Origin of the sequence: Meiothermus sp. Pnk-1, from assembly GCF_003226535.1 — a bacterium.
Classification (GTDB): domain Bacteria; phylum Deinococcota; class Deinococci; order Deinococcales; family Thermaceae; genus Allomeiothermus.
In genome coordinates this window covers 300,913-313,693 of sequence record NZ_QKOB01000001.1, presented here as the reverse complement: position 1 = coordinate 313,693, position 12,781 = coordinate 300,913, and the positions used below count along the sequence as shown (strand labels likewise).

Annotated in this window: 12 protein-coding genes; 7 read left to right on the top strand and 5 right to left on the bottom strand. The window is 65.1% G+C overall.

What is annotated here, in order from left to right; genetic code table 11:
• The first annotated feature begins 207 nt into the window (after positions 1-207).
• From DNA98_RS01665 to DNA98_RS01655, 3 genes are read left to right on the top strand one after another with little or no spacing between them, the layout of a single operon-like run.
• On the top strand, positions 208-1,470 hold the full coding sequence (locus DNA98_RS01665; RefSeq protein WP_110525384.1) for a glycerate kinase: 1,263 nt from the start codon (positions 208-210) through the stop codon (positions 1,468-1,470).
• A 40-nt stretch (positions 1,471-1,510) separates the two neighbouring features.
• On the top strand, positions 1,511-2,371 hold the full coding sequence (locus DNA98_RS01660; protein ID WP_110524932.1) for an ABC transporter permease: 861 nt from the start codon (positions 1,511-1,513) through the stop codon (positions 2,369-2,371).
• On the top strand, positions 2,368-3,711 hold the full coding sequence (locus DNA98_RS01655; RefSeq protein WP_233493001.1) for a murein hydrolase activator EnvC: 1,344 nt from the start codon (positions 2,368-2,370) through the stop codon (positions 3,709-3,711). Before DNA98_RS01660 ends, DNA98_RS01655 begins: the two co-directional genes overlap by 4 nt.
• Before the next feature lie 29 nt (positions 3,712-3,740).
• On the opposite strand, the gene hpf is transcribed toward DNA98_RS01655, so the two are convergent.
• Positions 3,741-4,295 (bottom strand): ribosome hibernation-promoting factor, HPF/YfiA family, encoded by a 555-nt coding sequence (gene hpf / locus DNA98_RS01650; RefSeq protein ID WP_110524930.1) that lies wholly within the window; start codon positions 4,293-4,295, stop codon positions 3,741-3,743.
• A gap of 95 nt (positions 4,296-4,390) precedes the next feature.
• Positions 4,391-5,077, bottom strand: a complete 687-nt coding sequence (gene ftsE, locus DNA98_RS01645; protein ID WP_110524927.1) for a cell division ATP-binding protein FtsE — start codon at positions 5,075-5,077, stop codon at positions 4,391-4,393.
• A gap of 134 nt (positions 5,078-5,211) precedes the next feature.
• Here ftsE and DNA98_RS01640 point away from each other — a divergent pair, with 134 nt between their 5' ends.
• From DNA98_RS01640 to DNA98_RS01625, 4 genes are all read left to right on the top strand, one after another.
• Positions 5,212-6,534, top strand: coding sequence for a S41 family peptidase (locus tag DNA98_RS01640; RefSeq protein ID WP_110524925.1), 1,323 nt, complete (start codon positions 5,212-5,214; stop codon positions 6,532-6,534).
• Between the two features lie 101 nt (positions 6,535-6,635).
• Positions 6,636-7,379 carry an ABC transporter ATP-binding protein gene (locus DNA98_RS01635; RefSeq protein WP_110524923.1) on the top strand — a complete coding sequence of 248 codons (744 nt, stop codon included), beginning with the start codon at positions 6,636-6,638 and terminating at the stop codon, positions 7,377-7,379.
• A gap of 3 nt (positions 7,380-7,382) precedes the next feature.
• Positions 7,383-9,056: a hypothetical protein gene (locus DNA98_RS01630; RefSeq protein ID WP_110524921.1), complete on the top strand. Its 1,674-nt coding sequence runs from the start codon at positions 7,383-7,385 to the stop codon at positions 9,054-9,056.
• 65 nt (positions 9,057-9,121) lie between these two features.
• A complete protein-coding gene (locus DNA98_RS01625; RefSeq protein WP_110524919.1) occupies positions 9,122-9,640 on the top strand; it encodes an HNH endonuclease in 519 nt (172 codons plus the stop codon).
• Between the two features lie 109 nt (positions 9,641-9,749).
• On the opposite strand, the gene DNA98_RS01620 is transcribed toward DNA98_RS01625, so the two are convergent.
• The 3 genes from DNA98_RS01620 to DNA98_RS01610 all read right to left on the bottom strand — a co-directional run bounded on the left by DNA98_RS01620 (position 9,750) and on the right by DNA98_RS01610 (position 12,708).
• The gene (locus DNA98_RS01620; RefSeq protein WP_110524917.1) at positions 9,750-10,079 is read right to left on the bottom strand and encodes an AzlD domain-containing protein; all 330 of its coding nucleotides are present in this window, start codon (positions 10,077-10,079) and stop codon (positions 9,750-9,752) included.
• On the bottom strand, positions 10,072-10,779 hold the full coding sequence (locus DNA98_RS01615; RefSeq protein WP_110524915.1) for an AzlC family ABC transporter permease: 708 nt from the start codon (positions 10,777-10,779) through the stop codon (positions 10,072-10,074). The genes DNA98_RS01620 and DNA98_RS01615 overlap by 8 nt, the downstream gene beginning before the upstream one ends.
• An 81-nt stretch (positions 10,780-10,860) precedes the next feature.
• On the bottom strand, positions 10,861-12,708 hold the full coding sequence (locus DNA98_RS01610) for an alpha-amylase family glycosyl hydrolase (RefSeq protein ID WP_233492999.1): 1,848 nt from the start codon (positions 12,706-12,708) through the stop codon (positions 10,861-10,863).
• Positions 12,709-12,781 lie beyond the last annotated feature (73 nt).

Below are 12,781 nucleotides of genomic sequence, written 5' to 3'. Positions count from 1 at the left end.
ACCCTTGGGACGGCGTAGACCCCACCACAACCCTCCCCTGCTAGGGGAGGGGGTATTTAGCTTTCCTGGCCCTCAGCCTGGAGGGTACAGCATAAAGGGGGATGACAAGACTGGTGTACTCTTCGGAGCGACCCCGATAATCCACCGCGTTTAACGCTCTGCGTACGGTGCGAGTAAAGCCCGATGCCCCAAAATCAACTTATGGACATGCGCGCGCTTCTGGAAGCCAGCTTCCGCCACGCCCTGGCCGCCACCCACCCCACCGACCTCACCCGAGCCGCCCTGCCCGAGGAGCGGCCCGCCCTCATCCTGGCGGTGGGGAAGGCTGCCCTGACCATGCTCGAGGCGTGTGTTTCGCCCCGCGGGGGCAGCGAGCGCTACCCCGGCGTCCCTTACCTGGCCACCCCCAAAGCCGACCCCGCCCTTAAACCCTCGAACAGCGGAGCCATCCTCCCTGCCGCCCACCCCATCCCCGACGAGCGGAGCGTGCGGGCCGCCGAGAGGGCGCTCGAGCTGGCCTCCCGGCTGCGGCCCCAAGATCTCCTGCTGGTCCTGGTCTCGGGGGGCGGGAGCGCTTTGTGGTGCCTCCCGGAGGGCATCTCGCTGGCCGAAAAGCAAGCCCTGAACCAGGCCCTGCTGCGCTCGGGGGCCAGCATCCAAGAGATCAACGCGGTGCGCAAGCACCTCTCGCGCATCAAGGGCGGGGGGCTGGTACGGGCCACCCAGGCCAGGGTTCTGGCCCTGCTCCTCTCCGACGTGCCGGGCGACGACCCCGCGGTGATCGCCTCGGGGCCGACGGTGCCCGACCCCACCACCTTCGCCGAAGCGCTGGAGGTGCTCGAGCGCTATCGGATCGAAGCCCCCGCCGCCCGGGCTCACCTCGAGCGCGGCCTGCGGGGGGAGATTCCCGAGACCCTCAAACCCGGCGACCCGGCCTTCGCGCGGGTAGAAAATCGCCTGGTGGGGGGAAATCAGACCTTCCTGGAGGCGGCCCGGGCCTACTGGGAAGCCCGCGGTTACCGGACCCTGCTCCTCTCCGACCGCTTCGGCGGGGAGGCGCGGGAGCTGGCCGGGTTTCACGCTGCCCTGGTGCAGAGCATCCGCACGCACGGGACCCCGGTGCGCCCCCCGGTGGTGCTCCTCTCGGGGGGCGAGGCCACCGTGACGGTGCGGGGAGGAGGCCGGGGCGGGCGCAACCAGGAGTTCTTGCTGGGCTTGCTCCAGCGGCTGGGGCCGGAAGGGGTCTGGGCCTTGGCCGCCGATACCGACGGCCTGGACGGCAACACCGAAGCCGCCGGGGCATTCCTCGCCCCCGACTCCTGGAGCAGGGCCCAAGCGCAGGGGCTAAGCCTCAAGGCATACCTCGAGCGCAACGACGCCTATGGCTTTTTCTCCCGCCTGGGCGACCTGCTGGTTACCGGCCCCACCCAGAACAACCTCAACGACTACCGGGTGATCGTGCTCGAATAGCCCTCACGCATCTGACCCCAGACCCCGTAGAATCAAGGGCGTGTACGCTTTTCTCCAGGCTTTGCGGGCGCTGCGGCAGCACACCACCAGCAGCCTCGCCACCTTTACCACTTCCCTAGTTTCGTTCACCCTGCTTTTCCTGCTCGGCCTGGTGCTATGGAACTTGGACCGGGTAGTAAGTTCGCTCGAGCGCAACGTGGAGATCGCCGCAGCACTCAAACCCACCGCCGACGCCGAAGCCATCCTGACCCAGATCCAGACCTGGAATGAGGTCGCCGAGGCCCGGCTGGAGACCAAAGAGCAGGCCCTCGCCGCGCTTCAGCTTTCCTACCCCTATCTTTCCCAGGCCAATGAGCTCATCCAAAATCCTCTGCCCGACACGCTGCGGCTCAAACTCGTAACCCCCCAAAAGGTAAAGCAGGTAGCAGAGCGGCTGGAAAAGCTCGAGGGGATCGCCTGGGTGGAGTACGGCGGGACCATCACCGAACAGCTGGTGCGGGTGCTGGGGGGCTTGCGCGTCGCGGCCAACGTGCTGATCGCGCTGCTGATGGCCGACACCCTCTTCAGCGTGATGGGCACCATCCGCCTCTCGATCCAAAGCCGCCGCGACGAGCTGCGGGTGATGTTGTTGGTGGGGGCTACCCGGCGCTTCGCCCGGGCTCCTTTCGTCTGGGAAGGGCTGCTGCTGACCTTGCTGGCGGCGGGGGTCGCGTTGGGATTGGGAACGTTGGCCTACCGCTTCGTCTCTGGTGCCCTGCAAAAGCTCCTGCCCTTTGTGCCGGTGCTGGGTGGACAAGACCTCCTCAAAGCGGGAGCGGCGCTGGCCCTGTTGGCCCTGGTTTTAGGCGCAGGCGGGGCCTTTTTAGCTACCCGCAGCCATCTGCGAGAGACGGCGTTATGAAAGGCAACCCCCTAGCCCCCCACCGCCGCCAAGCGCGGAAGGCCCTCACCTCTCATCCCAAGGCCGCTGCGCTCGGCGCCCTGCGCTGGGCGCTGGGCTTATTGCTTCTTTGCGCGCTTCCCGCCTTCTCGCAAAACCTCACCCAGCTACAGCAACAGCTGCGCGAGGCCGAGCGGCTGCAGAATGTGCAGCAGCAACGCATCCAGAGTCTCAACCGCGAGCTAGCGCAGCTCGACGCCGCCACCCAGGCCCGCACGGCCGAGTTGCGCGCGCTCGAGGGGGAGATCACCCGGCTCGAGCGGGAGCGGGCTGAGCTCTCCCGCCAGATCAAGCTCCTGCAAGCTCAGGTGAGCCAAACCGAAGCCAAGATCAAGGCCCTCGAGGCCGAGCTGGCCGGGCTCAAGGAGCGCCTGGCCGCCCTCATCAACAGCCTGCACCGTGAACAGGCCAGCCGTTACTTGCCCCTGTTGCGGGCCGAGTCCTTCACCGATTTGGCCGTGCGGGTGCGCTGGACCAACGCCCTAGGCACCCGCCAGACCGACCTGATCGACCGCATCCAAGCCACCGTGGCCTCTTTGCAAGACGAGCGCACCCGGCTCACCCTGTTGGTCAAAGACCTCAACGAGAAGCAAGCCGAGCGAGAAAAGCGCATCCAGGCGCTCTCGGCCCGCCGCCAGGCCCTCCAGGGGGTGCTGGCGGATTTACGGCAGCAGCAGACAGGCCGCCGGGTTCTCCTGCGCGAAACGCTGGTCTCACAACAACAGCTGCGGCAGGAATTGAACCGCATCAGTGCCGCCATCCTAGCCGAGGAGCGCCGCCAGGCCGAGATCCGCCGCCAGCAAGAGGAGGCCCGCCGCCGCCAGGAAGAAGCCCGCCGCCAACAATCCCAACCACGGGCTGAGCAGACCCCCGCTACCAACACCGGGCCGGTGGTGGATCTCTCGAGCATCCCCCGCGAACTGGTAGGAAGCCTGCTCTTCCCCGTGCCGAGCGGGCGGATCTCGGCCCCGTATGGGCAAGATGGCAACGACTTCCAGGAGATCTCCGGCCCCTCCCCTGGCAGCCCGGTGCAAGCCGCCGCCGACGGGGTGGTGATCCCTCCCATCCTCTACGTGGCCAATATCGGCTACACCGTCACCCTCCAGCACAGCCAAAACCTGATCACCCTCTATACCAACCTGCAAGGCCTCCAGGTCGAGGAGGGCCAGCGGGTGCGCCGCGGGCAGTTGTTGGGCTATACCGGCGGAGGGGCGCTCATCGCCCCTGAGCAGGTGTGGTTTAGGGTGGGGATCATCAGCGGGGGAAGTATCCGCTACGTAGACCCCTCGGCGTTCTACTGACCCACGGCAGCCCGGAGCGGCCAGCTCGCTCAGGAGATGGGTTCGATCAGGCCGTAATTGCCGTCGCGCCGACGGTAAATAACGTTGATCTCCTCTGTCTCGGCGTTGCGGAAAACGAAGAAGTCGTGGCCCAACGCCTCCATCTCGAAAGCGGCATCCTCGGGGGTCATGGGTTTCATGGCAAAACGCTTGGTGCGTACGATCTGGGGCCCTTCTTCAGCTTCCGGCTCGGGTAGGGCAGAAACCCCGGCCGCAACCGGGACGTTGCTGCGGTGTCCTTGGAAGTGGCGCTCCTTGTAGCGTTTGAGCTGCAGCTCGAGGCGGTCTACCATGCGGTCGATGGCCGCGTACATGTCGGCATCCGCCTCCTCCACCCGGACCAGCCCCTTGGGCAGGTTGACCTGGATCTCGGCCTTGGCCCGCTCACCGATGCGGGGGCTCTGGGCCATTGACAAGACGACTCGAGCCTCCATGAGCCCCACCCCCTCGGCCAGGCGATCCAAGCGGGCCAGCTTCCTATCGAGATAGTTCTTGAGGGCCTCGGTGATCTCGATGTTGCGTCCCACCAACTGGTAGATGTTCATTGTTCGCCCTCCTTAGGGAGCTTTAGCATACTACGAAGGCCAAGGGGTCGAATGTCCGCGGTCGCCCGAGCGATGCCTCTATAGCGCTTGGCGAGCTACGCCAGGCTGTACGTCCCTGCCTTCTCGTCCCGCACGAGCTGCCCGGCCTTGAGCACCACCACCCGCTGGGGGTAGGCCTCCACCAGCTCGCGGGAGTGGGTGGCCATCAGCACCGTAGCGCCCCGGGCATGCACGGCCTTGAAGATCTCGAGCACCGCTAGGGCGTTGGCCGGGTCGAGGTTGCCGGTGGGCTCGTCGGCCAAAATCACCTGGGGATCGCCCACCAACGCGCGAGCAATGGCCACCCGCTGCGACTCCCCCACCGAGAGTTCCTCCGGATAAGCCCGCCTCTTGTGCACCAGCCCGACCAGCCGCAAACTGCGCGTGACCCGGTTCTCCCACTCGCTCTGAGGCGTCCCCAGCACGCGCAGTACGAAGGTCAGGTTCTCCTCCACGGTGTAGTGCTGCAACAGTTGGTGGTCCTGGAACACCGCCCCGATGCGGCGGCGGTGCAGGGCCACTTTGTCCCCGCGCACCCCCTTGAGGTTCTCTCCTCCGAAATACACCGCCCCGCTGGTGGGTTCGAGCCGTTTGAGGATGAGCGCCAGCAAGCTCGACTTCCCCGCCCCGGAGTGCCCCACCAGGAAGACGAACTCGCCCCTTTTGATCTCCAGGTTGATCTCGTACAGTGCCTTGGTCTTGGTGCGCGGGTACTCGAGGGTGACCCGGTGAAAGTGAATCATGCCTCCCCTAGTCTTGCACATTCCCACGGACGTGGGGTTCGCCCGGAGCAATCCCCCGCTCTCTGAAGAGCGTAATCTGCCACCACCCTCTTCTCATCCACTACCGCTACCCTAAGAGGCAGGTGACGAACGAGATGAAAAAAAGAGCCTGGATCATCATCGGCGGAGCGGTAGCGGCAGCCCTGGTATATGCTCAGCTCAACCGCGGAGGGGCCGAGAGCTTCTCCCGCAACCCTAACGGTCAGGCCCTGATCGAGACCTACTCGCTCATCCAAGATCAGTACCTGAAGCCCCTCGACCAAACCCAGCTCAACAAGGTGCTCGAGGGGGGGATCCGGGGCATGCTGAACGCCCTGGGCGATGAGTTCACCAGCTACTCGCCCCCGGCCAGAGCCGCGCAGCGGCAGGAGGACCTGCGCGGGGAGTTCTTCGGCATCGGGGCCACCCTGGTCCCGGCCCAGCAGGGAGGCACCGGGGCCCAAATCCAGGGCCTCATCCGCGGCCTGCCCGCTTTCAACGCGGGCCTGCGGGTAGGCGATGAGATCGTCGAGGTCAACGGCGAGGACGTGACCAAACTGGACCTCGAGGAGATCGTCGCCAAGATCCGTGGCCCGCAAGGAACCAAGGTCACCATCGGGGTCAAGCGCGAAGGCAGCAACGCCACCCTTCGCTACGAGCTGGTGCGCGAGCTGGTGAAGATCGTCGAGGTGAACAAAGCCCTGCTCCCGGGCAATATCGGCTACATCGAGCTGCGCTCGTTCGCCAATATCAACGTCGCCTCCCAGCTCAGCGCGGCCATCAGCGACCTGCGCAAGCAGGGGATGCAAAAGCTCATCTTTGACCTGCGCGACAACGGCGGGGGCCTTTTGGACCAGGGCTGCGCCGTGGCCCGGGCCTTCATCAAGGAGGGGCCCATCGTCTACACCAGGACCCGCAACGAGACCCGCTTGTACTGCGAGGCCAACGGGCAGGTGCAGTGGAGCGGGCCGATGGTGGTGCTGGTCAACGGCAACTCGGCCTCGGCCTCGGAGATCGTGGCGGGGGCTCTGCAGGACACCGGCCGGGCCAAGCTCGTGGGGGAGAAGACCTTCGGTAAAGGGGTAGGCCAGAACGTGATTGACCTGGCCAACGGCGGCGACCTGACCCTGGTGACCTTCCAGTGGCTCACCCCCAAGAAGCGGGCCATCACCCGCGACCAGGGCATCCAGCCCGACGTGGTGGTGCGCGACAACCGCTTCCCGGTGCCGCTTGCGTTCGAGGGCACCGGCGCCAAGCCAGGGGCCACGGTAACGCTCAGCGTAGACGGGAAAACCTATACCACCAAGGCCGACGAAACCGGCAAATACACCTTCAGCCAACCCATGCCGGCCCGCCCGGCCAACGATAACTCCGGGAACGCTACGGTAGATCCGCAAAACGACGCCATCCTGGCTCGAGCCCTGCAGGAGCTAAAGTAACCCCCCTAGGCCCATCCCCTCTCCGGCCGGAGAGGGGATTTTCAGCGCCTCGAGGTCACCTGAACCCATACCCGGCCGCGGTTGGCTATAGATTGGTGGCGATGATCCGGCTCGAGCACCTGGCCAAGCAGTACGGAAAATTCTGGGCCCTTGAGGACCTGAGCCTGGAGGTAAACCCCGGCGAGACCCTGGCCCTTTTGGGCCCCAACGGAGCCGGGAAAAGCACCAGCATCAAAGCGCTGGTGGGGCTTTTGAAGCCCAGCCGGGGCCGGGTGCTATTGGGCGGGGTGGACGTGTGGAAGGAGCCGGTGCGGGCCAAGCGGCTCTTCGGCTACGTACCCGATCGGCCTTACCTGTACGGGAAGCTCTCCGGGCTCGAGCTTCTGCGCTTCGCCGCCGGGATCTACCGAATACCCAAGGAAAAAGCGGAAAGGCGCATCGAGCAACTGCTGGCGGAATTCCGGCTGGAGCGCTTTGCTTCCAGCCTGATCGAGACCTATTCCCACGGGATGCGGCAAAAGCTCTCCTTGGCCATGGCCTTGCTGCATGAACCCCCGGCGCTGATCCTCGACGAGCCGATGGTGGGCCTGGACCCCCACGCAGCGCGCCTGGTCAAGGATCTGCTGCGCAGTTACTCCAAAGCCTCCCGGGCAGTGCTCTACGCCACCCACCAGCTCCACCTGGCCGAGCAGGTGGCCGATAGGGTCGCACTCGTGCACCGGGGGCGGCTCTTGGCTTTAGGCGCTCCCCAGGACCTGCTGCGGCAGCACGGAAGTACCGACCTCGAGGAGTTCTTCTTGCGGCTGACCGAAGACGCCCAAGCCGACCTTCCGGCCAACCCTTAGCCCATGCTCATCCTGCGCTACCGCATCCTCCTAAACTCCCTCCGGCAATCCCCGGGAACAGCTCTGATGGGATTTTTTCTGGCGCTGGGCCTGGGCTATTTGGTCTGGAGCGGGACCGGGTGGTTTTTGGGCTACCTCGAGGGCACCCTTCGCTCCAACCCGGTGACCGCGCTGGTGGCCCGCTTCCAGTTCCAGGTGATCGCCGAGCGGATGCTGGGCAGCCTGCTGCTGATCCTATCTTCTTCGGTGGTCCTCTCGGCGTTGCCTAACGCGGTGGCGGTGCTTTTCGCCTCGGAGGACTTACCCCTGCAACTGGCCCTGCCGCAGCCTGCCCGGAGGGTCTTTTTCTTCAAGGTCGGGGAAGTCTTCGCCACCACCGCCCTCATCCCGACCCTCTTCGTGCTGCCAATCCTCTTTGCCTTTGGCCAACACTTCGGCGCGCCCCCGCTCTACCTGGTAGGGGCACCCCTGGTGGCCGTAGCGCTCTTCGCCTTTCCGGTGGTGGGGGGGGTGGCGCTGGCCTTGCCGCTGGTGCGCTATGCCCCGGCGGGTCGGGCCAAGGAGTGGGCGGCGGCCATCGGGGCGGTGCTGGGCGGGCTGTTGATCCTGCTGTTGCGGGCGCTGCGGCCTGAGGTCTTGCTAAAGACCAACTTCGCCGATCCCGCCGAACTCGACCGCTTTCTCCAAAGCTTCCGTGACGTGGCCGCACCCCTTTTACCCTCGGCCCTGGCCCAAGAGGCCCTGATGGGGCTCGCCCAGGGGCGGCTGGAGGGCGAGTTGTGGGCGTTGGCCGGGCTTTCCCTGACGTTGCTGGCAATGGCCGGATGGGTTGCAGGGTATGCCTACCAGCAAGGCTGGGTACGCGCCCTCGAGGGCACCGTGCGCGAGCGGGGCATGGTGAGGCCTGGCTTTTTCGACCGGCTCGCGAGGAGAGGCCTGGCCTGGGCCTTGTGGGTGCGCGATCTGCGGCTATTCTTCCGCGACGCCAACCAGGCCGCCCAGCTCATCCTGGTGGGGGTGCTGGTGTTGCTCTACACCAGCAGCTTGCAGTTCATCCCACTGCCTGACGACAATCCCTTGCTCAAGGAGCGGATCAGGAGCGTGATCGGTTTTCTCCACCTGGCCTTTCAGGGGTTCGTGATCTCGGGGGTGGGGGTTCGCCTGGCCTATCCCCTCTACTCGCTCGAGGGCCAGGGCTACTGGATGGTGCAGACCGCTCCGGTCTCGCGGGCGGCCATCTTGCTCACCCGCTTCGGCCTGGCCCTGTTCTTCCTGCTGCCGCTAGGGGTTCTGCTCGGCTACTTCTCTCCCCGGGTGATCGGCCTGGGCGGGGGCCTGACCGAGATCTCAGTGCTGATCGGCGTAGCCGCGGCGGTGGTGGCGGCGGGGCTAGGGGTAGGGCTGGGCACGGCCTTCCCCCGCTTCGACGCAGCGAACCCGGCAGAGGTCCCGATCGGCACGGGCGGGTTCTTGTACATGGGCCTCTCGCTCTTGCACTCAGCAGGCCTGGTGGCCTTGGCTGCGAGACCGGTGTACTTGTCCCTCACCCAGCCGGGCCTCAATTACCTGGGTTCGCTCGAGGGCGGACTGTGGCTATTGCTCCTGCTGGCTTTTACCCTCCTCCCCGCGGGGCTGGCGTTGCTTTACGGCTATAGCCGAATGGGTCGCTCGAGCTGACTTCCAAGGTCGGATTTGCGCCTTGGCTTTCTCTTTCCTGATCTATATCGGGTATCCTTATGGGGATGAACCTCGATCTACCCCGGGTGCTGGTGCTCAATGCAGGCTATGAAGCCTTGGGCCTGGCCAGCGTCAAGCGTGCGGTGATCCTGGTGATGAACGGCACCGCCGACGTGGTGGAAGAGTCCGGCGACTACCTGCGCACCCCCAGCAGGCCCTACCCGATACCCAGCGTGATCCGCCTCAAGCGTTTAGTCCGCCGCCCGCCTGGGCGGCTCGCGCTTAACCGGCGCAACGTGCTGCGGCGGGACGCCTATACCTGCCAGTACTGCGGCCGGCGGGGCGGCGAACTCACGGTGGACCACGTGGTGCCCAAGAGCCGGGGGGGGCGCAGCAGTTGGGATAACCTGGTGACGGCCTGCCGCCCCTGCAACCTCAAGAAGAAAAACCGCACCCCTGAGGAGGCCGGGATGCGCCTCATGAAACGCCCGGTTCCCCCTCGGCATTCGATTTTGCTGGTCGCCGACCTGCCCCACCTGCCCGAAGTCTGGCGTACCTACCTGCCGGATATCGAACGTACCTGATAATCCCCCCATACTGCACGGGTAACTTGACGTTCGCGCCCTCCGGGGAAGCTTATGCTATAGCCTGCCCCTAGCGGAACACTTCGGGGGAGCTCGTACGGCCCGCCGCTTACTTGGACAAAACTGCCTGCAGTCCCCACAACACCAGCATCCCCACCACCGTCGTCCAGAGGACGTTCTTGGTGCGGTAAGCGACCCCCGCCGCGACTAGCCCCGCCAACAAACGCTCGTTGGTGAGGTTGAGCTGGTAGCGGTCTCCGTAAAATACCAGCGCTTTGCACACCAACGCCGTCAGCACTGCCGCCGGCACGAAGCGCAGGGCCCGGCGAAACCAGGTAGGGGTTTGCAGCCGGTGGGCAAAGCCAATGAACGAGTAGCGCAGGGCAAAAGTCACCAGGCCGGAGACAACAATCGTACCCCAGAGGATCAGTTCATCCATGCTGTCTCCGCTCGAGCCCCATCCCCACCCCGATCCCCACCAGCGCAGCCACGATCAATCCCAGGTTGTACGGTAGGGTCGCGGCAACCATCGCCACCACCCCACTCGCTAGGGCCGCCAGCGCGGTAGGGCGATCCCGGATAGCCGCGAAGACCATCGCCATGAAGGAAAGCGGGATGGCGAAGTCTAGCGACCAGGAGGGGGGCACCTTAGCCCCCAGCCAAGCCCCCATCAACACCGCGAGCTGCCAGACCAGCCAGGTCAGCGCTGAGCCGGTGATGTAGTAGACCCAGCGGGGCAGGGGCCTCGAGAAGTGCCCTTCGCGAAAGCGGTGAAGCGCCAAGGCATACATCTGATCCACCAGGATATACGCCCCTAGGATCTTCCACCAGGGTTTCCAGCCCACCAGGTACTGGGCCAACGAAGCGCTGTACATCACGTACCGCAGGTTGACCACGGCCACCGTCAAAACGATCACCAGCCCAGGAGCCCCCGCCCCCATGAGCTGATAGGCCGCGAGTTGCGAGGCTCCGGCAAAAAGCAACACCGAGGAAGTCACCGTTTGCAACACGCTGAGCCCCGCCCCAGTTCCCGCCGCCCCGGCGATAAGGCCAAATGGCACCACTCCTAACAAGCTCGGCCAGACGTCCTTAACCCCTTCGGAAGCGGCTTTTGGGGATTCATCGGGAGAGAGCTCCATAAGCAGAAGTGTACCAAGCCCCCGATGGCCTAGGCCAGGGAGAAACGGCCATTCGTGGCCATGTTCGCGCGAGCAGCGCTGCTACGGCGTGGCCCTTACGAGATAGCGAAAACCAATCGCTGGGAGTTCTGCTTGGCTTTGGAAGGTCTGGCCGCTCAGGACATCGCGCCAGGTGCCACCGGGAAGGGCCAGGTTGGCTGGTTCGCCGCCCTTGTTGAAAGCTGCCAACACCACCTCCTGCCCCGGCTCGCCGCGCAGAAAAGCCAGAACTGCCCCTTCCCCCATATAAGCCCGAAAGGCCGGACCCTGCAGGGCGGCTAGGCTGTTCCGAACCTTGCCGAGCCGTTGGTAAAAAGCCAGCACCTCCGGGTTGCATCGGTCCCACTGGAGCGGGTAGCGGTACAGCTCGTTGACCGGGTACTGCCCGGCCTCTCCGGTAAACCCGCACTCATCCCCCTGGAAAAAGATCGGCATCCCGGGGAGGGCGTAGAGCAAGCCCATCGCCAAGCGCAGCCGGGCCAGGGACTCGGGCGATGGGGTATCGCCCAGGGCGCCCCCACCCAAATCGGTGAGCACCCTGGGAGTATCGTGCGAGCCGATGAGGTTCCACCCCTGGCCCACCACCGCCTCGGGGTAGTCGGCGTAGATGCGCCCCAGATCGGCCAAGGCCCGCCGCCCGCTGTATAAGGCCACCCCACCACCCCGGGCAAAGCGCAGCACGATCTCCCGCCCGAGGGCGTAATTCATCAGGCTATCGGCCTGGTCGCCTTGCAGCCAGCTGGGGTCCCGCGCCCAGATCTCGGCCACGATGTAGGCATCGGGTTTGACCCCTTTCACCACCCGGCGCAGGTCGCGGTAGAAGTCCTCGCGGTTGACGATGCCCTGCGGGTAGTCGATGCGCAAACCGTCGAAGCCGAAGCGCATCCAGTGCTCGGCCACCTCGAGCAGATACTTTTTCACCTCGGGGTTGGCGGTGTTGAGCTTGGGTAGACTTCCCACCCCCGAAAAGGTCTCGTAGGCCGAGGCATCGCCGGGACGGAACGGCCATCGCCCAATCGTGTACCAGTTCCAGTACTGGGAGGCCCGCCCGTTTTTCCCCACATCCTGGAAGGCAAAGAAGCCCAGGCCGGTGTGGTTGGGTACGAAGTCGAACACCACCCGCATCCCTCTGGCGTGGGCTTGGTCCAAAACTCGTCGCAAAAGGGCCTCGTCGCCAAACTTGGGGGAGATCCGGTAGTAATCGTGGGTGTCGTAGCCGTGGACCGAGCCGGAGTCGAAAAGCGGGTTGAAGTAGATGAGCTTAACCCCCAAAGCCTCGAGGTGGGGGAGCTTCTCCAGGAACCCGGCCAGGTCGCCGCCGAAATACTGGTGGCAGCAGTGCAGCTCGCCGGGTGGGTCGTTCCAGTTCGATAGGTAGGGCTTAGTCGCCTGGGGGTTCTGGTTCCAGGTCTCGTTGAAGCGGTACTCGTCGGTCTCGAGCGCCCGCGCGTCGTTAGTCCGGTCGCCGTTCCAGAAGCGCTCGGGAAAGACCTGGTAGCCGATGCTCTTCCCTACCCAGTCCAGGCCCACCAACGGATGATTCACGTCAAAGGGACCGATCACGGCGGGCTTATTCCGGGCGGTCTCGAGGCGGATGCGGTAGCGCTTTACGCCAGCGGGAAGGACCACCCGCCAGACCTCGTTGCCCTCGTACTCAAGCTGTCGGTGCATGGGGTAATTTTTACCCTCAGCCTGGACAAGGGCCCATTTGATCGAGTTCTCTTCGGCTTGAAAGCGCACCGATAGCCCATCCGCTGCCACCGAAACAAATCTGGGCAGCCTGGGATCGTGCTCGATATTCAGGCCAGCGACCCGAACGACCTCTCCTTGCGCAGCCGCGAGCCACACGCCCCAACCGACGAGGAGCCATCCTACCCATAACAAGCGCATCCACTCCACAATACTTCATCCCGCCCGGCGGAGGCCGAGCCGTCTTGGTATAATCCCGGAGTTCAGGTGCCTC

What these genes read in the sequence shown, in the direction of transcription:
- DNA98_RS01640 (WP_110524925.1), top strand. Translation starts at nt 5,212, where the DNA reads ATGAAAAAAAGAGCCTGGATCATCATCGGCGGAGCGGTAGCGGCAGCC.
- DNA98_RS01630 (WP_110524921.1), top strand. Translation starts at nt 7,383, where the DNA reads ATGCTCATCCTGCGCTACCGCATCCTCCTAAACTCCCTCCGGCAATCC.
- DNA98_RS01665 (WP_110525384.1), top strand. Translation starts at nt 208, where the DNA reads ATGCGCGCGCTTCTGGAAGCCAGCTTCCGCCACGCCCTGGCCGCCACC.
- DNA98_RS01625 (WP_110524919.1), top strand. Translation starts at nt 9,122, where the DNA reads ATGAACCTCGATCTACCCCGGGTGCTGGTGCTCAATGCAGGCTATGAA.
- DNA98_RS01635 (WP_110524923.1), top strand. Translation starts at nt 6,636, where the DNA reads ATGATCCGGCTCGAGCACCTGGCCAAGCAGTACGGAAAATTCTGGGCC.
- DNA98_RS01615 (WP_110524915.1), bottom strand. Translation starts at nt 10,779, where the DNA reads ATGGAGCTCTCTCCCGATGAATCCCCAAAAGCCGCTTCCGAAGGGGTT.
- DNA98_RS01620 (WP_110524917.1), bottom strand. Translation starts at nt 10,079, where the DNA reads ATGGATGAACTGATCCTCTGGGGTACGATTGTTGTCTCCGGCCTGGTG.
- DNA98_RS01655 (WP_233493001.1), top strand. Translation starts at nt 2,368, where the DNA reads ATGAAAGGCAACCCCCTAGCCCCCCACCGCCGCCAAGCGCGGAAGGCC.
- ftsE (WP_110524927.1), bottom strand. Translation starts at nt 5,077, where the DNA reads ATGATTCACTTTCACCGGGTCACCCTCGAGTACCCGCGCACCAAGACC.
- DNA98_RS01610 (WP_233492999.1), bottom strand. Translation starts at nt 12,708, where the DNA reads ATGCGCTTGTTATGGGTAGGATGGCTCCTCGTCGGTTGGGGCGTGTGG.
- hpf (WP_110524930.1), bottom strand. Translation starts at nt 4,295, where the DNA reads ATGAACATCTACCAGTTGGTGGGACGCAACATCGAGATCACCGAGGCC.